Here is a 20616-nt window from a genome sequence, read left to right as displayed (position 1 = left end):
ACGCCCCCATCTATCATGTTGTCATCCCACAGTGAAAACGCCTACAAGATGCCCTAGTAACAATAGTGATAATACCCCCTTTCCAGAAAACCCGCAACAGGCTGAGCAACGATACAAGTTAGACAGAAGAGGGCACTGCTTTTTTTTATCCGAACTGCTGAATCGGCAAAAACGGCACAAAAAAGCAATTTCATTTCTATATTTGCCGCTGTTTTCGTGTAAAGATGGGTTCACAGCAGGAAATTGTAAAACGCAATCGCTTACATGATTACGTTAAATGAGTTTTAAACGCCTAGCTACATATCGGAAAGGGGAATAACAAGATGAAACCTGCAACGAACCACGCCATGCCCCAGACGCTAATCCGGGAACCGATGGCTGCGGTCAAGCGGCACAAAACCTGGAAGAAGATGAAACGCTTCATTCCGCTTTACCTTTTATTCTTACCCGTGCTAGCCTATTATGCCATCTTTCATTATGCACCGATGACCGGGGTCATCATTGCCTTCAAGAAGTACACGTTCATGGACGGCATTTTTGGGAGCGAATGGGCGGGACTCGCACATTTTAAAAGATTTATTGAGAATGGTGACTTCTGGATCATTTTCCGTAACACACTGCTTTTGGCTTTCTACCGCCTTTTATTCGGATTTCCAGCACCGATTCTATTCGCACTGCTAATTAACGAATTGCGTTTTACGAAATGGAAGCGTTTTTTTCAAACCGTCTCGTATCTACCGCATTTTGTATCCTGGGTTGTGGTATACGCACTACTGTACAATTTATTCTCGGAAAGCGGATTAATCAATCTACTGCTTAAATCTTCGGTTGGTCACACCTTTGAATTTCTGTCATCCACCGAATATTACCGGATGATGTTTGTAGGCAGTGCCATATGGAAAGAAATCGGTTGGAGCGCCATTATCTTTTTGGCTGCTTTAACGAGGGTTGATCCCGATATGCTTGAAGCCTCGGCGATTGACGGTGCAAATCGGTGGCAGCGCTTATGGCATATCACCTTGCCAAGCATTAGAAGTGTAATCAGCATTATGTTTGTGCTGAGCTTAGGCGGCATTCTCAGCGTAAGCTTCGAACAGACGCTGGTCATGATCAATCCGCAAGTAGCGCCAGTAGCTGAGGTCATCGACTACTATGTGTACCGCATTGGTCTGCTCAATACGAATAATTACAGCTACGCAACTGCCGTTGGTCTGTTCCGTTCAGCGATCGCGCTTGTTCTCGTATTGGTTGCCAACTATGTATCTAAGAAAATTGACGAGGAGGGGGCGATATGGTAAGCGGAAAGTCCAGATCTTTATCCCAGCCGGGAATAGTCGACTATATCATCTGGTTCTTCTTAGTTCTGCTCTGCGTGAGCACCCTGTACCCATTTCTGAATGTACTCATTGTATCGTTCGCTGACATGAAGGATTACGTGAAGCAAGGAGGGATCCTGCTCTATCCACGCTCGATTCATTGGGATAGTTATCGTTACGTGCTTCGCCACTCTGGGCTGGTTGATGCCTATGGCGTCACCATCTTTATTACCGTTGTTGGTACGTTAATCAATTTGATTATGACAGCCCTAGGCGCTTATGTGCTATCCAATCGCGAGTTGCCAGGGCGCAATGTGTTAATGACGATTATCGTCATTGCGATGTTGTTTAATGGCGGATTGATTCCTACCTATTTGGTTGTCCGTTCCCTGCATATGGTTGACTCCGTATGGGCTCTGATGATTCCATTCGCAATCAATGCCTGGCTGTTGATCCTCATGCGCAACTTTTTTCAGGGCATTCCGGTTAGTCTTAGCGAATCGGCCCGATTGGACGGCTGCTCAGAGGTCGGCATACTCGTTCGCATCATGCTGCCGTTGTCTCTTCCAATCGTAGCCACGCTAGCTCTGTTCTATGGGGTGGGACACTGGAATGAATATATCAATGTCATTATTTATATCAACGATCCGAAGCTTTCGACGCTGCAACTGATCTTGCGTAAAATGTATACGGTTTCGATTGAACAGCTCGACGGCGACAGCCTGCCTCCGCCTGTAGAGACGATTCGTGCCGCTACGGTGATTCTGTCAGCTTTGCCCATTATCATTGTATACCCGTTCTTGCAGAAGTACTTTGTGCAGGGAGTTATGGTCGGGTCTGTGAAGGGCTAAGCATGGACTTATCATAAGAAACTATCCAAATAACTAATCAAAGGGGAGACACAAAATCTATGAAAACCAAATCAACGAAACGCGTAATCGCATCCTTAGCAACAGTTTCAATCGCAACGGCATTAACCGCAGCTTGTAGCAGCACGGAAACGAGTAAACCAGCAGCCACTGGGGAAAGCACCAAGGCACCTGCAACTTCATCTGCACCCGCTGCTCCAGCAACGATCTCGCTTACACAGCCTGATGGAGGTCGTGTCTGGAAAGACGACAATATAGCTACCAAAGAAATTGAAAAGAAAGCTAATGTCAAATTGAACGTAACCATGCTGCCTAATAACGACTTTAACGCTAAGTTCAATGTACTTGCCGCTTCTGGCGACATTCCAGACATGAGCAGACTCGGCGCATTCGACTACCAGAAGTATGTGGATCAAGGCCTGTTCCTTGATTTGACGAAGTTAATCGATCAATACGCGCCGAACTTGAAGAAGAACCTGAAGCCTGAGCTTTGGGAGCTAACGAAGCATAAAGGCAAACAATTCGTTATCCCGTATGAGAATGGGGCAGGCAAGGAAGTACCTGCGGTTCGGAAAGACTGGCTGGACGCTATGAATATCAAAATGCCTACCAATCTAGACGAATTTGAGCAAATGTTGAAAGCGTTCACGTTCAATGACCCAGACAAAAACGGCAAGAACGATACGTACGGTATGGGCATGGCGAACAGCTTCGCGGAAACGTTTATGCCGATATTTGGCGCATACGGTATTGCACCAGGTATGTTCGCTAGTAGTGTGCCTATGAACAGTTATCTGAAAGACAACAAGATTGTACCAGTTGCTGTTTCACCTGAATATAAGGAGGCAGTGACCTATATCAAAAAGCTATGGGATGCGAAGGTAATCGATCCAGAACTTTTCACAATTAAAGCGGATCAGGCGCAGCAGAAAATAGCTCAAGGGAAAATTGGCTACTTCACAGCTTGGTGGTCCACAGCTCCTCAAACACTTATTCAGCAGCTTAAAATGAAAGAGATTGTGCCGAATGTGAAATGGGATCCAATCGCTCCTGGCATCAAGGGGCCTGATGGAAAGAGCGGTATGCTCTCTTTTGGTAATGTAGGTGCAACGATCGCGGTTTCTGCTAAAACTAAAAATCCTGAAGCGGTATTAAAATTCCTTGACTACATGTCCACAGACGAGGGCTGGGAGCTTAACCACTACGGTATCAAGGGCACGCATTATACGAGCATTAATGAGGCTCGCACACCTGAGGGTCAGAAAGCGTTTGACGAGAAATGGCTAGATCCGCTGAGCCAGATTGTTTCCCGTGTCGATATTCAGAATAAAATCAATGCCGCTACGAAGGATCCCGTTGCCATTGAAAACAACCGCTTTATTGATGCAGCAGCTGGTTATAATTTGATTTCAGACATCTTCTACGGCATCCCGGCAACCGATGAGCAAAATACGCTAGGACCAGATGTTGCCAAATATGAAGTGGAGATGTTCTTGAAGTTCGTCACAGGCGCAGAGCCGCTGTCAAACTGGGATGCTTATATAGATGGATGGAAGAAGAAGGGCGGCAAATCCTTACTGGATTCCAAAATTAAAAAGTATAACGAACTGAAATCAAGCAGTGTTAGCGCTGGTATCTAATCATGAATTGTAGCCCAATATCGTCACCTATACTTCTAAAAGGAGATCACAGGCGAGCTTATCGAGACCCATGTGCGCTTTATCAGGATGGCATTTGGTGGCTATATTACACCCTTGTGGAGACGGAAGAGGATGGCCGAGTCTTCTTGTACACGGCGATGAGCCGGAGCGAGGATCTTCGGCAGTGGAGCGAGCCGCTTCTTCTGACTCCGAGGGATCAGAACCTGAATTTCTCCAGTCCTGGTAATCTGATTTACGTCGATAACCGTTGGCGGATGTGCTTGCAATCCTATCCACGTCCCAATGGTGAGAAATATGGCAATGGGGATTGCCGTATTTGGATGATGGAAAGCCAAGATCTAGTTACCTGGACGGCTCCTGAACTCCTTCGCGTCAAAGGGGAACATGTGGCAGTAGAGGATATGGGTCGGATGATCGACCCCTATTTTATCGCGAATGCCAACAACCCCGGGGAATGGCTATGTTTTTACAAGCAAAATGGTGTCAGCCTATCGAAAACAAGTGATTTTCGGCAATGGAGTTATTGCGGCTCCGAACAGGCGGGAGAAAATGTGTGTATCATCCGGCACCAAGAGGAGTATGTGATGTTTCATTCTCCTGAAAATGGGATAGGTATGATGAGATCGCACGATCTAGTTCACTGGCATCAGGAGGATGACTTACTCACATTGGGTCAGCAGCAGTGGGAATGGGCGCAAGGGCGGTTGACCGCCGGATTCGTCCTGAACCTCAGAGGTACGAAAGGCATAGAGGCATTTGTAATGTTTTTTCACGGCAGCGGTCCTGAAGATGAGAGAGTACTATTCGATACGCATGCCTCGATTGGCATAGCTTGGAGCCGAGACCTGAAGATGTGGGATTGGCCGGGCAAAGTGTAAATGATATCCGTGCATGGACAAAGAATGGAGTCAATAGTTGGTCAAAGGGCTGCCGCCATGGCAGCCTTATGATCCGTACGATTATTTTTTATGCAAATTTGTAAGCGTTGACATGGAAGTGGGGGAAATTGTACTAACGATCATACTGAGTATCTAATGAGTTGGAGGAGAAGATCTGTGAAAAAACGTTCGTCATTGATATTGTCATATCTATTTGTATTCATGCTTATTCTTCAAGCAGTTCCAGCGTTTGCTTCGGGTGAAACAGTGACAAGCCCAGAACAAATTGTTATTAGAGTTGAGGGGGAGAATTATACCTCCAAAGTTGGAAACGAGATAACAGGGACAAAAGAAAATTATTTGAATATCCCTCGGAGCGCGCTGAGCAATGGTGACTTCTTGTATATCAAAAGCTTAAGTGGTGTCCCCGTGTCAAATTACAAAGTTGACTATCAAGTGAACGTTTCCGTTCCCGGTATTTATGGGATGGAGATCATGTCGAGCCCGATTAACTTGACATCTTTTCCACCTTATGAAATGAAAATTAATGATGGTAATTATGTTACTGTAAATAGCACTTTAGCCACTAAAATTGGGCAAATTGATACGCCGGCGAATGTGCTCCATAAGTTCAATCTGGGTCCGGTGACGCTTAAAGCCGGTAGCAATACAATCTCCTTCCGCATCCCGAACGGGAGAGCACAGGACGGGCGCATCTATTTTTACCTTGATTATATGCAATTTACGAAGCTCCCTTGGGGACTGAACAAGATCACAACCAATGCACCTAATAACCTTTTTGAAGAAAGTGACGTGAAGGAGTTATCCATCGAATTTACCGATACCGCCAGCAAGGGGCATGTCGTTGCATATAAGGTGGAAGATTACGATGGGAGTGTCGTTGTCCAAAATAGCGTAACGATGGACGTGTATGCGCCATCTTATAAGGTTACGTTGCCGCAACTGCAACGGGGCCATTATACAATAAAAGCGGAGGCAGATCAGAACGGCAAACCAATCATCGACTATTTCTCTGTCGTGATGAATGCTTCTGATCGCCATACAAGTAATAACCCCTTTGCTCTGGATGTGGCGGGAGGTTCTCTGATTCCTGTCGACCAAGCGGCGAATTACGCTCGGGCGGTCAGGCTGACCGGGGTCGATTACGTGCGGGAACGAATGCACTGGAATTCCATTAGCAGTGCCAGCGGGGTCTATGATTTTACCAAATATGATCCTTACAACACCGCTTACGCGAATAACGGTATTCGGGTTCTGGAGTTAAATCATATCGCTCCGACGTGGGCGAAGGATACAGGCAAAAACCTGCCGCGCAACCTGCTGGATGCCTATCAATTAGCCAAAACAAGCGCTGCCCATTATGGGGCTCAGTCGGATTGGGAGTTTTGGAATGAACCGGATATCAGCTATACGACCGACAGCGAGCCAGCCGATCAATATGCCGCATTCCTGAAGGCGACTACGATCGCAGCGAGGGATTCGGGGTCAGGCACTCGGGTAGCACTGGGAGGGATCGCCTATCCGCCAGGGGGATATACAGAGCTTCTCATGGAGAACGATGTCGCTCCTTATATGGACATTTACAACTATCATGGTCACCGTAGCGATAGTGCGAGTCAGAAAATATTAGATATGCCACCTTCCTTCGCGGCACATACGGAGTTTATTCAGGGCTACGACCTGGATACGAAACCTATTTATGTGACAGAAGCAGGGGTAGCCCAAACGTTCTCCGACAGCACACAGACACTGTACGGCGAGCAGTTGCGGACGCAGGCACGATACTTGACCACCTCCACGATTCAATCTATCGCTTCTGGTGTGGATAAGCATTTCTGGTTCGTGTTTCCGAATTATCAGGAAACAATTGGAAACTATGGCAGCTTCACTTCCCGAGGAACGCCATACGCCGCTGTGAATGCGGAAGCTGCGATGACGCATGCGCTAGGTGAAGCCGTTTATCTAGGCAAGCTGACTGGATTGCCTGACGGAGTGGCGAATTATGTGTTCAAGGACGGAACGGACAGTGTTGTTGCCTATTGGAGCGAGCATACGACACCTCTGAACGTGACTACAGGTACCGGCACAGCGTTATTGACAGACATTATGGGGAAAGAGAAGCAGTTGACATCTACAAACGGCAGCTATCCGCTGACGTCGGGTCCAGACATCCATTATTTGCGGATTGCCGGCAGCATTCAAAACTTGACCACGTCCGTGTTTGCAGCACCTGTGCCTAAAGCTGCTGAACTTTCAACAGCGGACCGAATGGTCATCACGCAGAAGTATCCCGAAGCTACAGCTGCCAAAGCTAAGTCCAAGGGGTATCTGCTAGATAAGAACACAGCAACAGACATTCAGGTGGATGTTTATAATTTTAACTCGTCAGCAATGAGTGGGACAGTCAATGGTTCCGTAAATGGCGGATGGAGCTTAGTGGCGCCTTCCCAAACGGTAACGGTTGCTCCGTATTCCAAAGCGACATTGACCTTTACCCTGACAGGAAGCCAGGAAATAGCGGCAGATGTGAAGTTCCCGGTCATATTCCAGGGTACATTCAGCGGGGAGGCTACTTCCAAGTCGGTGACGATGATTGCCTCGAATGAAAACAAGGCTGTAACGCCAAGTCTACTCCTACCGGATTATGATAATCCTGCCCAGTGGGGGGAGAATATTTCGCCAGGCTCCACCGCCACGGTGACTTCACCATCTCCTGGGGAGATCCAGTTCAACTATCTCTTCGGCAGTGGGGATAAGTGGACCTATCCTAATTTTATTGTACCTCAAAATGTGACATTCGCTAGATCAGAAGGGGTTACCTTTGATGTGTACTTCCCAGCTCCGATCGAAGGCGTGGTTGTTCGAAGCTTTATCTATGAAAGCAATGGTTCAGGCTATTTCACCGGAACGGGAGTTACACCTGTAGGCGGCTGGCAGCAAGTCAAATTACCTTGGTCGGATTTTGCGGCGTTTGGAACGCCGGATGATAATTTCCATCTCGATTCCGATCAGATCACTAGGTTCAGTATCGGGATAAATTCGAGGACAGCAACAGAAGTTTCGTTTAAGCTGCGGAATGTCGGCATCTATACCCAGCCTGACACAGGTCTGTACAGTAAAATCGTCAATTTGGTTCCGGCAAATAATCAGGAACTTGTCGCAGGGAACGTGACGATTTCCGCCGATTTGGTGCAAGGCGAGATTCCTATTGCAGCGGGTAGTGCTGAGCTTCTGGTGGATGGAGAAGTAGTTCCTTACTTGATGAACGGCCAAACCCTTACGGCCTCTACGGTGCTAGCCCCTGGCATTCACAGTGTGAAACTAAAAGCCTTCGATGCGATCGGTCGACTGATGTCCGTTAAATCCAGTGTGAGCGTGGTTGCAAATGCCGTAAAACCATTATCCAACGGAGTTCCTAGTACACCTGTTTTATCCTCCGACAACGGTTATTCTGGTTTAAAAGATGGCAACTACACAATTACGATGAACATGTGGTATGGCAATAATGGTACATTGTTCAAACTGTACGAAAATGGTGTTCTCATTAATATGAAAACACTATCGGATGCTTCCCAATCGGCACAACTCGTCAAAGTGGGAGTATCTAATAAACCAAACGGCACTTACACCTACACCAGTCAACTTATCAATAAATTTGGTACAACAACCAGTCATCCTCTTGTTGTCACAGTCACAGATGCGTCACCAGGTAAACCTGTTTTATCGCAGGATAACTGGGATGGAGATGGCAACTATACAATTACAATGAACATGTGGTGGGGTACCAACGCGACAGGGTATCGCCTCTATGAGAATGGTGTGATGATTGATAACCATAGCTTGCAAGCCAATTCTCCTAATGCTCAAAAGGCAGTTACAGCCATTTCCGGCCGCACAAATGGTGTGTATCAGTATCGCGTCGAACTGTTCAACGCCGCAGGCGTGATCTCCAGTGATATGTTAACTGTGACAGTCACGAAGTAAGAGGGTTCATGGTTTTTAAAAAGATTGCTACTCACCCAGCCTGGAAGACAGGGGGAGTGGCAATCTTTTTCGTTGCATCACTCATGCATAGGCCATTCGTTCCATGCAAGAGAAGGCAATGAAAAGAATCGCTTTTTTTTATCCAAACTGACGAATCGGCAGTACGGGCACAAAAAAGCACATTGTCATCTATAAATGTAATCGCTTTCGTGAAAAAATGGGGGTACAAAGTTTTAGATTGAATCGTGGTGCAGCTTTTGTGAATGGGAAAGTCTGTGATCCTAGACAGATTTGGCTTATAATAAACCAAACAGGACAAAAGGGGGAGATGACGATTAATGAAAACCAATTCAACTAAGCGTGTTATCGCTTTGCTAGGTATGGTTTCGTTGGCCGCAGCTCTGGCCACAGCCTGCAGCAGCACAGAAACCAGGAATCCGCCGGCTAGCGGTCAGGCATCGGCTTCTCCAGTGACGCTTTCGCTCATACAGCCAGATGGAGGCAGGGTTTGGAGAGATGATAATCCAGTTACCAAAGAAATAGAAAAGAAGACGCAAGTAAAGCTCAACGTTAACATGCTGCCCAATAACGATTTCAACAGCAAATACAACGCACTTGCCGCTTCGGGAGAAATTCCAGATATGAGCAGGCTGGGCTCGTTCGACTACCAAAAATTTGTGGATCAAGGCTTGTTCCTAGACTTGACTCCCTATTTAAACCAATACGCGCCTAACCTGCTGAAGAATCTGAAGCCTGAGCTGTGGGAGTTGACGAAGCACAAAGGTAAGCAGTACGTTATTCCTTATGAGAATGCGCCAGGCAAAGAGGTTCCGGTAGTCCGCAAGGATTGGCTGGATGTCCTGAATATGAAGATGCCCACCAATTTGGATGAATTTGAGCAAATGCTGAAAGCGTTTACGAATAGTGACCCTGATAAAAATGGCAAGGATGATACGTATGGCATAGGTAACGCTAACACATATGCGGAAAGCTTTATGCCAATTTTTGGGGCATTCGGTATTTCGCCTGGGATGTTTGCCAACAGTGTGCCCATGAACAGTTATCTGAAGGAAAACAAGATATCCCCCGTTGCTATTTCACCCGAATATAAGGCTGCTTTGGGTTATATCAAGAATCTATGGGATGCCAAAGTCATCGATCCTGAGATGTTTACGATCAAGTCTGATCAGGCGATGCAAAAGGTGGCACAAGGGAAAATTGGTTATTTCAATGCTTGGTGGTCCATCGCTCCACAGACGCTGGGGCAGCAGCTTAAAATGAATGAAATTGTGCCAAATGCACGCTGGGAGCCGATCTTTCCGGGCATAAAAGGGCCAGATGGCAAAAGTGGTATGTTGTCCTTCGGAAATCTAGGCGGAGTGATAGCCATTTCGTCCAAGACAAAAAGTCCGGAAGCTGTCCTGCGGTTCCTCAATTATATGTCGACTGACGAGGGTTGGGAGCTTAGTCATTACGGGATCAAGGGTGAGCATTTTCGCGACATTACAGAGGCACGGACGCAAGCAGGACAAAAGGCATTCGACGAGAGATGGTTAGACCCGCTGAGCCAGATTGTTTCGAGACAGGAACTCGCAGAGAAAGTGAGCGCAACATCCAAGGATCCAGTACAACTTGATAATAACCGATTTTTAGAGAAGGCAGCTCAGTATACCTTGTATCAGGATGTCTTTTATGGGATTCCACTGACCGATGAACAAAAATCATACGGCCCCGATGTCGCCAAGTACGAAGAGGAGATGTTTATCAAGTTTGTTACGGGTAAGGAGCCGTTGTCCAAATGGGAGGAATATGTGGCTACATGGAAAAAGAAAGGCGGCAAGGCCTTGCTTGAATCCAAAATAAAAACATATAACGAGCTGAGATCGGGCAATGTGAGCCCAGGTATCTAGTGTGGGGGCAGTAATAATGAAAGAAAAACGTTTCATGAAGAGCAGCTTATTTGAGTATTTCAACTATTTTCTAGTGCTTTCCTTGCTAGTGGCGGCAATTTCTGGGGGGGCATTGTATTATTCATCCTCGTCCTTACTATGGAGGGATGCGATCCAGAACAGCAGTAATACGCTTCAGCTACTTAAGAATGGGCAAGAAATTGTCCTTGCTGAAGTCGACAAGGCCATGGAATCCGTATTCTTAGATTCATCCTTTCTTCATTATATGGATTATTATGAGCAAGCCGATATCTACATGCAGCTGCAGCTGAGGCAGCGTCTCGAGAATGTTGTCTTATCCAGTGACTACATTCACTCCGTTTCCATTTACTATACCAGCTCGCAGTTAATTCTGTCCTCGCTTCAGGGGGCTGTACCGCTCAGCGGTTTTCAGGATAAGGATTTCATCCGCTCGATGGCAGGGCAGACACCGAGCAAATCACTCGTCCGTACGAGAGCTTTACCAGAAATTTCTTCAGCCAAAGAAGAAACCGTCATCTCCATGGTCAAGACGCTACCCATTATTAATGCAGGTACGCCATCTGCTTATGTGGTGATTAACATCAAAGGAGACTACTTAGCCCAGATTATGCAGTCATTGAATACGAATCCCGATGTTCAATTGATTGTAATGGACAAGGAAGGACATATTCTTTCGCAGAAAGCAGCAGAGGAGGGGATGTTCGATAACAGTCAACTTCTCAGTGACTTGGATATTTCCCAATTTAATGGGTCATCAGGCAGCTTGATGACCAAAGTTCGCGGGATAGACACGTTGGTTTGCTATGTTACATCTGTAACGAGCGGCTGGGTGTACACGTACATGATTCCGAAGTCCGTGGTTACTCACAGTCTTCACTTATGGAGCCGGATGACGGTTATCATCAGTGTGATGGCGGTGGTACTCAGTCTCATCGGTTCGCTGCTGCTGTCCAAAAGAATCGTAAACCCGATGAACCGGCTGTTAATTATGATGCGTGGCACGGATCAGAAACCCGATGATAGGAAGGCTGAACATGCCAAGGAGATTGTTCAGATCGAGCGCAACGTCAGCCGTCTGATGGATCAGAACCGGGATTTGACGACGCTGTTGAAGGATTATGAGGTCCAGAGCAGGAACAAATTTCTACAGCGACTGGTTTGTGGTGACGAGCAGATATCGACGCAGACGATGGAACGTCTGGCTTACTATGGTCTAAACCTGCCTGAGAGAGGGGATTTCGTAGTTGTACTCGTCTCTATGGATCAGTACACGAAGTTCTCGCAAGAGGTTCACGAATCTGAGCGGAATACGCGGCTTTTGCAGTTGTCCGAAGGACTGCAAGAAGAGGCTTTTGGACAGCAAGGGTATCAAGGCTATCTAGTAGAAGCGGAGCCGAATGAAATGGTGCTTGTCCTCCATTTAGGCAAAGAAGAGAACGAATCGGAACTGCTTCCTGACAGCCTGCGCACTTGGCTGCGCCAGCTTTTGGTGTTACTGCGCAAGGAATCAATGATGACTTTCACGATTGGTGTAAGTACCTTGCACACGTCCATTGAGGAGCTTAGTGATTGCTATCAGGAAGCGGGCTCGGCCTTACGACAGAAACTCGTGTATGGCGGCAATACGGTCATTTATTATGAAGCTGTCCGGCCGGAAGCGGGAATTGTCATGTATCCGCTGGGTCTTGAGAAGCTATTACTAACGCACTTCAAAACGGGAAACCGGGAAGGGGTCACCTCTGCCTTACATGAGTTTGAATCTCATATGGTTGAGCACCATGCGAGGCAAATCGAGGTTGTTCGGCATTACTTCCTACAGTTGTTCTCCTCGTCGCTGCGCTGTGTTTACGAAATTGACGCCAATCTCGGCTTTCAGCCGGTTATTCAGCAGTTGAGGCATACTGATTTATTAGAGAAGGAAACGATGCAAAGCATGGTCGGATACATGCAGTCGCTGTATGAGCTCGTACTTGATCAGCTGGAGCAGAAACGATCACTAAAAAATCAGGAATTAGCGGATGGCATTACAGCCTATATTGACGCGCATCTTGCGGATGACTTAACGATCGAACGCTTGAGCGAAATTTTTGCCATTAGTACTTCGCATATGCGTAAAATCTACAAGGATGAAACCGGTATGACGATTAAGGACCGCGTATCGGAACGCCGGCTTGCAGCAGCCAAAACGCTTCTTGGCGACCAGCGCCTGAAGATCCAGGAAATTGCAGATCAAGTAGGTTACTTGACGGTTCAGTCATTTACAAAAGCGTTTAAAATGGAGACCGGTAAGACGCCTGGGGAGTATCGCTCAGAGCTTTTGCGAATCCATGCGTGACAACGCTGGTCACCCCTAACATGTGTAAGTCTGCATACCAAACAAAAGAACGCGAGCGGCCGATACAGGCTGCTTGCGTTCTTTCTTTTATCCGACTAGGACGACGGATAATAAATTAATGTCTTGTACACGGCTGTCGAATCCGACATGTTCGTATACGTATGCGTCCTATCGGCAGTGAAGTGAAGGGCATCCCCAGCGCCAAGGAGATAGCTTTCATCAGCCAGCGTGAGTTGCAGTTTACCAGACACCATCAGGATGTACTCCTCAACGCCATCATTATGCGGTTCCGAGACGTGAATGCAGCCGGACGCCATCTCCACTGTGTACACTTCAAAGCTTTTCTGCGGATGAAAAGGGAACAATGGAAAGGCTTTGTACTGCCCGTCCTCTTCTTCAAAAGCGGTGAGCTCGGCTGCGCGGATAACGGTGACCGTTGGCTCGTCATCTTCAATCAAGCTGGTAAATGAAATCTGCAGGCCATTCACAATTTTCCAAAGCACCGAAATCGTTGGATTCGAATCGCCGCGCTCAATTTGCCCCAGCATAGCCTTGCTGACACCTGTTAGTTCAGCCACTTGGTCTAAGCTTAAGCCCCTCGTTTTACGAATAGTCAAAAGCTTCCTGCCTACTAATTTATGTATGGGTTCGTTCATTTCAGTCACTCCTTCTGTATCTAAACCACGATCGAAAAATGCCTATTTACAATATAACATACATTCGTGTACTATCATATACATATAATAACGCACGAACGTATAATATATTGGACAAAGATGAGGATGATGAACATGCAGGCTACGATGATGGGATTGGTGAAAGAGCATCGTGGACCAGGGGCCAGCTTGAAAGAAGTACCTGTTCCGACATGTGGTGCTGATGAAGTGCTCATTCAGGTTAAAGCCACTTCAATCTGTGGAACAGACGTACACATTTACAAATGGGATGCCTGGGCGGACAAAACGGTACTAACCCCGAATGTATTCGGCCATGAGTTCGCTGGTATCGTTGCTGAAGTAGGGGAACGGGTAACTGGTGTTGGGATCGGTGACCATGTTTCCGCAGAAGGGCATATGGTTTGTGGAACGTGCAAAGCGTGCCGAACTGGAAATGCTCATGTATGCAAAAATACGAAAAGCTTTGGCATAACGGCACCGGGTTGTTTTGCTGAGTATGCCGTAGTGAAGGCTAGCAATATTATTCAAAATGATCCATCGCTGCCATTTGAAATCGCGTGTCTGCAGGACCCGTTGGGGAATGCCGTGCAAACCGTTTTGTCGGGTGATATTGTAGGCAAAACAGTCGCCATTATCGGCGTAGGACCGATTGGACTGCTGGCAATCAAGGTGGCCAAAGCTTGTGGTGCTGGAGCTGTGTATGCGGTGGATATTAATCCGAATCGCTTGCAAATGGCGCTGGACATGGGCGCGGACGACGTTGTTAACGCGTTGGAAACTTCGACTTCGCAGGCTTTGCGTGCTTTTACCGATGGGGAAGGCATCGAAGTCGTACTGGAAATGTCCGGGAGCCCCAAGGCGATTGTGGACGGATTTGAAGCTGCGGCGAATGCGGGAAGAGTATCCCTACTCGGCATTCCAACGAATGAGGTCAGTATTGACGTTACGAATCATATTATTTTCAAAGGGCTGAAGGTAGAAGGGATTACGGGGCGGAGAATGTACCAAACCTGGTATCAAATCAAAGGGCTATTAAATCAAAAGCGAATCGATCTTGCATCCGTTATTACGCATCGATTTACACTTGATCAATACGAGGAAGCGTTTCAATTAATGGCGTCTGGACAATGCGGCAAAATTGTATTCATTCACTAAGGAGGATCCTATGAGCTATTTAACTGATTTGGCAACGGATATCGAGAAATTAAAACAGGACGGAAGATACCGTCAGATAAAAGTGTGGGAGAGCGGCTCCGATACGTGGATGCATTTAAATGGCAGACGGATTCTCCAGCTCTCTTCGAATAACTACTTAGGACTCACCCATCATCCGAAGCTAAAAGAAGCAGCAATTGCTGCTATTGAGAAGTATGGCGTTGGCAGCGGCTCTGTACGGACGATTACGGGCACGCTTGATATTCATGATGAGCTTGAGATTGAATTGGCCACCTTCAAAGGCACGGAAGCAGCGCTTGTCTTCCAATCTGGTTTTACAACGAATCAGGGCGCGCTGTCCGCGATTCTAGGTGGGGATGACGTCGTCATCAGCGATGAATTGAATCACGCCAGCATCATTGATGGTATCCGGCTAACCAAAGCGAGCCGTAAAATTTTTGCGCATAAGGATATGAATCAGCTTGAAGCAGTTTTGAAAGAAACGCAGCATCACAAAAAACGCGTCATCGTTACCGACGGCGTATTCAGCATGGATGGCGATATTGCTCCGCTGCCGGACATCGTTCAGTTAGCCGAAGCCTACGATGCCATCGTGTATGTGGATGATGCTCATGCGAGTGGTGTTTTGGGCAAAAACGGGAAGGGCTCGACCGATCATTTTGGTCTGCATGGGCGTGTGCACATTCAGATCGGCACCTTGTCCAAAGCCATCGGTGCTGTAGGCGGCTATGTGGCAGGGGCTCAGCTGCTGAAGGATCATATGATCCAAACGGCGAGGCCGTTTCTGTTCAGCACTTCGCAAACGCCAGCGGTTGCTGCGACTTGCCTGGCTGCTATCCGAGTGCTGAAGGAGAGTTCCGACCTCGTCGCGAAGCTGTGGGACAATGCCAATGGCTTCCGGGCGAGCTTGCAGCGCTTAGGTTTCGATACAGGAGCAAGTGAAACGCCGATTATCCCAATCATTGTCGGCGATCCGGCTCAGACGATGCGCTTTTCAGACCGACTGCTAGAGGAGGGAATCTTTGCGCAGGGGATCGTCTATCCGACGGTTGCCATGGACAAAGGCCGCGTTCGCCTGATCGTGACGGCGCAGCATACGGAGGCGGATCTTGCTTTTGCCTTAGCTACGTTAGAGAAGGTTGGCAGGGAGTTCGGGTTGATTTGATGCCGTCCCACAAAGTCGTAATGTCCACTGGCGTGTTGACTAGAGCGCCGTTTGCAGTAACGGCCGTCATTCATCTTATGAATATGGAGAGACATGATGCCCAGAAGGTCGTCGTTGAGGTGTGGGATTGGTCATCTTGTGCGACCCCTTCACGTGTTACGTTGCGGATGGGGGCAGATGAGCCCGCTATGTTGCCCTTCCATATTGAAGCGCAATGCCTCGCTGTCCTGTATGCCGAAATTGATGATTCCATTGAGCTGTACGAAATTCGTCTAGTTGATTGGGAAGAGCAGCAAGTGATGACTAGCGTTTGGAAGAAACGTTCTAAGGGGCATGAATCCTATTTATTTCAAGAAGGACACAAATCGTTACAGCCTTGTTAGCAAAAAATAGTAAAATCTCATATAATCGGGAGTATACAATCCGCAATGCGTTAACAAAGGAGCACCCGATGGATTCCAAAGTGAAACAAACTTTAGATACTATGCTGCATAATTGGCAGACCATGACCGCTTATCAAAGCGATGAGAAAGAAGCTGTGGCTGATCAATTTCAGTCTTCGTTCTATGTATTCATTGATGTCGTCCGCGATTGGGCAATTCGTCTAGATCCCATGCCTCTTACGCTAGATGAAATGCTTGAAATGGCGATGATCCAAGAAATATTCAACATATTGCCTGCTCCGCTGCATTTGAATTTGGAGACGGAATTAGAATTGATATTAGACGGTGTAGAACGTGAAGATGAAGAAAAATACGATTGAGGAGTGACTCGACCCTAGCTGTGTAGGGGTTGAGTCTTTTTTTATGCGAAGGCCGGGGAGTGCCCCCGTAAGTCGAAAAAATCGACTTAGGGAGCACGAAAGGCCGAGCAGTGCTCCCGTAAGTCGAAGAAATCGACTTACGGAGCTCGAAAGGCCGGGGAGTGCTCCCGTAAGTCGAAAAAATCGACTTAGGGAGCTCGAAAGGCCGAGGAGCGCCCCCGTAAGACGAAAAAATCGACTTAGGGAGCACGAAAGGCCGAGTAGCGCTCCCGTAAGACGAAAAAATCGACTTAGGGAGCACGAAAGGCCGAGGAGCGCCCCCGTAAGTCGGAAAAATCGACTTAGGGAGCTGGAAAGGCCGAGCTGGGCGTCCGTAAGTCGAAGAAATCGACTTAGGGAGCACGAAAGGCCGAGGAGCGCTCCCGTAAGTCGAAAAAATCGACTTAGACGCCTCCGGCGGCACTATTTTCGCTTGCGCGACGCATCAATGCATCTTGAAATCGCACTAAACCCGACTAAAACACTCAGTCCAAGGGGTTATATAGGTATTTAACAAATATTAAAATATAACACAATCATTTAGTGAAAAGCAATATTTTTTTTCAAAAAAGACTTGATAAAATCATTCAAATGGGTTAATCTTCTAATTGTTGGAAGACATATTAAGTAGAGAGAAAGGAGTGGAACACATGGAAATGATGAGCATGAAAATGATGATGTCGATGTGTATGGAAGAAATGATGTGTAAAATGAACAACATGAAGATGATGATGGATTGCATGCAAGGTATGGAAATGGCAGAGATGATGGATATGGATATGATGATGTCCAAGATGCAGTCTTGCGATGAGATGATGACGATGATGATGGGTATGATGCGTGAAATGAAACAAACCGCTGTGTAAGATTCGTCCTTATTCAAGGAGTTATCGCACACACACGGTTATCATTGGATTCATATGATGAAATTTTTGTGGCAAGTACATATCAATCTGCAAATTGATGCGTACCGTTTAAAGGAATTCTGCAGAGCAGATGACTGCATGCATGGAAATGACGATAATAGGCATGAACCGATGTCCGGTAGAGCGGTAATCCGCATACGGGATTTTTTGCATTTTTTAGCTATGGTAAGTTGCGTTCAGCTGTTTACCAATTTCAACCCGCTGTAGTTTTAATCCCCAAACTTCCTCTGTCAACCGTGAAGAGACATACACGTTATCTGTTTCCCTCAATTGTCTGTACAGCTCCAGCATTTTCTTATTGATGGCATCGAATCGTTGCCAAAGTTGGTTTATTTGATGTTCAAGTGTTGTTTGTTGCATATATAAGGCTGATTTACTCAGCGTCTGTATAATTTCGTTCTGCCATTCTATGTCCCCGATATGCTTCGCATAGTTCAACAAATCCAGATAATCATCTTTCCAACGTTGCTCTAAATTCACGGTTTCTAGCATGGCGTTTACCTCTTTTCGGTGTTATACCTAGTATTATACTCGGAATTAACGGAATTGCAAGTGTGAAAATAAAATTCAGCCAAAAGTTAGTCAAATCGTAGTACCTATTTAAATAATAAATGTACTATTCTGATGGTATTCCGACTTATATGTTATTCTCCTTCCCCAAACAACACGGGTCAAACTGGATGAAATAAAGGATAGGCGGCGAGATGGAAGGTAAGATTGGTGTTCTCATTTGAGTAATTTTTATATTTTCCATTGGTTGTAATTTTTAAAAAAGTGGTTGTAAATCTTCAATTAATCCTAGACCATCACATGTATTATAAGGATAACGCTTTCATTTGTAGAAAGTGAAAATTAGATAAAGGGGCACACCTGATGAGTATGATATCTACCTCAACACCTGTTCAATTAAAGAACGTGATCATCCAGGATAACTTCTGGTCCCCTTATATTTCATTGATTCGCGATGTTGTCGTACCTTACCAGTGGGAGGCATTGAATGACCAAATCGAAGGCAACGAGCCGAGTCATGCCATCCAGAACTTTAGAATCGCTGCTGGATTGGAGCAGGGCGACTTCTACGGCATGGTATTTCAAGATAGTGACGTGGCCAAGTGGCTCGAAGCCGTTGGTTATCTTTTGGAGCAAATGCCGGATCCAGATTTAGAAAAAGTAGCGGACGAAGTCGTCGATCTGATCGCTAAGGCGCAGCACGCAGACGGATACGTAAATACGTATTTTACACTGAAAGAAAAGGCAGGCAGATGGACCAATCTCGCGGAGTGTCACGAGCTCTACTGTGCGGGTCATCTGATCGAAGCAGCAGTCGCCTATGAGAAGGCAACGGGGAAGGGCAAGATTTTAGAAGTGGCTTGCAAACTGGCTGACTGCATCGACGCGACGTTCGGGCCAGAGGATGGCAAGATCAGAGGTTATGATGGGCACCAAGAGGTCGAGCTGGCGCTTATGAAGCTCTACAGAGCTACCTCTAACGAGCGCTATATGAAGCTGGCGAAGTTCTTCTTGGACGAGAGAGGGCAGAGTCCCCACTTCTACGATGTAGAGTTCGAACGCCGGAATGGCGAGACTCATTTCCAAGCGCTGAAGATAGCCAAGGACAAATCTTACAGCCAAGCGCACATCCCGATTCGCATGCAGGAGACGGCTGAAGGTCACGCGGTGCGGGTCGTATATATGTGCACAGGTATGGCCGACGTCGCGGCAGCGACCGGAGATGAGGATTTGTTGAAGGCGTGCCGGGCGCTCTGGCAGAACATCGTGAATAAGCGAATGTACATTACAGGCTCGATTGGCTCGATGTCATACGGCGAATCATTTACGCTCGATTATGATTTGCCGAACGATACGGCTTACGCTGAGACATGCGCATCGATCGGTCTCATCTTTTTCGCCCAGCGCATGCTGCAGATCGAGCTGAGAAGTGAATACGCAGATGTCTTAGAGAGAGCGCTCTATAACACCGTTATCGGTGGAATGTCTCGCGACGGACAACACTTCTTCTACGTGAACCCGTTGGAAGCTTGGCCAGAAGCTAGTGGTAAGAATCGTAATTTCGATCACGTGAAGATGGAAAGACAACGATGGTTCGGCTGCGCTTGCTGCCCGCCGAATATCGCTAGGCTGCTTGCCTCTCTCGGCAACTATATCTACTCGTTCCATGGGCGTGCCTTATATGCTCACTTATATATTGGGAGTGAAGCTACGGTGGATGTGGATGGCAGCGCTGTTGGGATCACCCAGCATTCCGAGCTGCCTTGGAACGGTAACATCACATTTAAGCTAACGATGGATGCGCCCAAAACTTTCGCCTTAGCTCTGCGGATACCAAGCTGGTGTGGGTCTTGGGAAGTCAAAGTGAACGGGCAACCGGTAGCGGAATCCCATATGCGCCTAATTAACGGATATCTGCATCTAGAACGGACATGGAACGCAGACGATATCGTCGAGTTAGTTCTACCGATGAAGGTCAGCCCGATGAAAGGCAATCCGGAAATTCGCGAGACTGTCGGCATGGTCGCCATTCAGCGGGGGCCGATGGTGTACTGCTTGGAAGAAGCCGATAATGGCAAAGGGCTGCATAAGCTGATCCTCCATCCGGGCTTTAACAGTCAAGTTAGCTTCGACGAAAACTTGTTAGGTGGACTACTGACCATTGACTTAACGGCTTATCGGATTGGAGACGAGGGCTGGAAGGATCGACTGTACCGAGTGAAAGGCGAGGATCATCTAGAGCAGACGACAGCCCGATTTATCCCTTACTTTGCTTGGGCGAATCGTGGAAGTGGTGAAATGCGAGTGTGGATCAGAGAAAATACGGTTTTACCCTCATGAGGTGCAAGGATAGATGACAATGGTG

The 20616-nt window shown here is 47.1% G+C and carries 15 protein-coding genes; 13 read left to right on the top strand and 2 right to left on the bottom strand.

Going from position 1 to position 20616, the window contains the following annotated elements; translation table 11 throughout:
* Positions 1-323 precede the first annotated feature (323 nt).
* The 7 genes from AC58QT_RS14000 (at position 324) to AC58QT_RS13970 (ending at position 12995) form a co-directional block, all read left to right on the top strand.
* Positions 324-1298: an ABC transporter permease gene (locus tag AC58QT_RS14000; protein WP_497409507.1), complete on the top strand. Its 975-nt coding sequence runs from the start codon at positions 324-326 to the stop codon at positions 1296-1298.
* Positions 1292-2167: a carbohydrate ABC transporter permease gene (locus AC58QT_RS13995; protein WP_497409506.1), complete on the top strand. Its 876-nt coding sequence runs from the start codon at positions 1292-1294 to the stop codon at positions 2165-2167. The genes AC58QT_RS14000 and AC58QT_RS13995 overlap by 7 nt, the downstream gene beginning before the upstream one ends.
* Positions 2168-2226: 59 nt before the next feature.
* On the top strand, positions 2227-3825 hold the full coding sequence (locus AC58QT_RS13990; RefSeq protein ID WP_497409505.1) for an extracellular solute-binding protein: 1599 nt from the start codon (positions 2227-2229) through the stop codon (positions 3823-3825).
* A 146-nt stretch (positions 3826-3971) separates the two neighbouring features.
* Complete coding sequence (locus tag AC58QT_RS13985) at positions 3972-4724, top strand: glycoside hydrolase family protein (protein ID WP_497409504.1); 753 nt, start codon at positions 3972-3974, stop codon at positions 4722-4724.
* Positions 4725-4901: 177 nt separating this feature from the next.
* Complete coding sequence (locus AC58QT_RS13980) at positions 4902-8729, top strand: early set domain-containing protein (RefSeq protein ID WP_497409503.1); 3828 nt, start codon at positions 4902-4904, stop codon at positions 8727-8729.
* 338 nt (positions 8730-9067) lie between these two features.
* Positions 9068-10639 carry an extracellular solute-binding protein gene (locus AC58QT_RS13975; protein ID WP_497409502.1) on the top strand — a complete coding sequence of 524 codons (1572 nt, stop codon included), beginning with the start codon at positions 9068-9070 and terminating at the stop codon, positions 10637-10639.
* Positions 10640-10655: 16 nt separating this feature from the next.
* The gene (locus tag AC58QT_RS13970; protein ID WP_497409501.1) at positions 10656-12995 is read left to right on the top strand and encodes a helix-turn-helix domain-containing protein; all 2340 of its coding nucleotides are present in this window, start codon (positions 10656-10658) and stop codon (positions 12993-12995) included.
* A 95-nt stretch (positions 12996-13090) separates the two neighbouring features.
* Here the strand turns inward: AC58QT_RS13970 and AC58QT_RS13965 are convergent, their stop codons facing one another.
* Entirely contained in the window at positions 13091-13651 is a 561-nt protein-coding gene (locus AC58QT_RS13965; protein ID WP_497409500.1) for a helix-turn-helix domain-containing protein, read from the bottom strand.
* A 135-nt stretch (positions 13652-13786) separates the two neighbouring features.
* Here AC58QT_RS13965 and tdh point away from each other — a divergent pair, with 135 nt between their 5' ends.
* The 5 genes from tdh to AC58QT_RS13940 all read left to right on the top strand — a co-directional run bounded on the left by tdh (position 13787) and on the right by AC58QT_RS13940 (position 17681).
* Positions 13787-14827 carry an L-threonine 3-dehydrogenase gene (tdh, locus tag AC58QT_RS13960; protein ID WP_497409499.1) on the top strand — a complete coding sequence of 347 codons (1041 nt, stop codon included), beginning with the start codon at positions 13787-13789 and terminating at the stop codon, positions 14825-14827.
* A gap of 10 nt (positions 14828-14837) precedes the next feature.
* On the top strand, positions 14838-16013 hold the full coding sequence (locus AC58QT_RS13955; protein ID WP_497409498.1) for a glycine C-acetyltransferase: 1176 nt from the start codon (positions 14838-14840) through the stop codon (positions 16011-16013).
* Positions 16010-16396, top strand: a complete 387-nt coding sequence (locus tag AC58QT_RS13950) for a hypothetical protein (RefSeq protein WP_497409497.1) — start codon at positions 16010-16012, stop codon at positions 16394-16396. Before AC58QT_RS13955 ends, AC58QT_RS13950 begins: the two co-directional genes overlap by 4 nt.
* Positions 16397-16464: 68 nt before the next feature.
* A complete protein-coding gene (locus AC58QT_RS13945; protein WP_497409496.1) occupies positions 16465-16776 on the top strand; it encodes a hypothetical protein in 312 nt (103 codons plus the stop codon).
* A gap of 689 nt (positions 16777-17465) precedes the next feature.
* Complete coding sequence (locus tag AC58QT_RS13940) at positions 17466-17681, top strand: hypothetical protein (RefSeq protein ID WP_497280723.1); 216 nt, start codon at positions 17466-17468, stop codon at positions 17679-17681.
* Between the two features lie 216 nt (positions 17682-17897).
* On the opposite strand, the gene AC58QT_RS13935 is transcribed toward AC58QT_RS13940, so the two are convergent.
* Entirely contained in the window at positions 17898-18233 is a 336-nt protein-coding gene (locus AC58QT_RS13935; RefSeq protein ID WP_497409495.1) for a hypothetical protein, read from the bottom strand.
* A 381-nt stretch (positions 18234-18614) separates the two neighbouring features.
* On the opposite strand from AC58QT_RS13935, the gene AC58QT_RS13930 reads away from it, so the two are divergent.
* A complete protein-coding gene (locus AC58QT_RS13930) occupies positions 18615-20591 on the top strand; it encodes a glycoside hydrolase family 127 protein (RefSeq protein WP_497409494.1) in 1977 nt (658 codons plus the stop codon).
* Positions 20592-20616 lie beyond the last annotated feature (25 nt).

This window comes from Paenibacillus sp. J31R109 (assembly GCF_059692055.1).
This window is presented reverse-complemented; position numbering and strand designations above follow the sequence as displayed.

Bases quoted from the DNA above. Each gene is read 5' to 3' on its own strand.
- AC58QT_RS13930 (WP_497409494.1), top strand. From the start codon at position 18,615: ATGAGTATGATATCTACCTCAACACCTGTTCAATTAAAGAACGTGATC.
- AC58QT_RS13975 (WP_497409502.1), top strand. From the start codon at position 9,068: ATGAAAACCAATTCAACTAAGCGTGTTATCGCTTTGCTAGGTATGGTT.
- AC58QT_RS13945 (WP_497409496.1), top strand. From the start codon at position 16,465: ATGGATTCCAAAGTGAAACAAACTTTAGATACTATGCTGCATAATTGG.
- AC58QT_RS13995 (WP_497409506.1), top strand. From the start codon at position 1,292: ATGGTAAGCGGAAAGTCCAGATCTTTATCCCAGCCGGGAATAGTCGAC.
- AC58QT_RS13940 (WP_497280723.1), top strand. From the start codon at position 17,466: ATGGAAATGATGAGCATGAAAATGATGATGTCGATGTGTATGGAAGAA.
- AC58QT_RS13990 (WP_497409505.1), top strand. From the start codon at position 2,227: ATGAAAACCAAATCAACGAAACGCGTAATCGCATCCTTAGCAACAGTT.
- AC58QT_RS13965 (WP_497409500.1), bottom strand. From the start codon at position 13,651: ATGAACGAACCCATACATAAATTAGTAGGCAGGAAGCTTTTGACTATT.
- AC58QT_RS14000 (WP_497409507.1), top strand. From the start codon at position 324: ATGAAACCTGCAACGAACCACGCCATGCCCCAGACGCTAATCCGGGAA.
- AC58QT_RS13955 (WP_497409498.1), top strand. From the start codon at position 14,838: ATGAGCTATTTAACTGATTTGGCAACGGATATCGAGAAATTAAAACAG.
- AC58QT_RS13970 (WP_497409501.1), top strand. From the start codon at position 10,656: ATGAAAGAAAAACGTTTCATGAAGAGCAGCTTATTTGAGTATTTCAAC.
- tdh (WP_497409499.1), top strand. From the start codon at position 13,787: ATGCAGGCTACGATGATGGGATTGGTGAAAGAGCATCGTGGACCAGGG.
- AC58QT_RS13935 (WP_497409495.1), bottom strand. From the start codon at position 18,233: ATGCTAGAAACCGTGAATTTAGAGCAACGTTGGAAAGATGATTATCTG.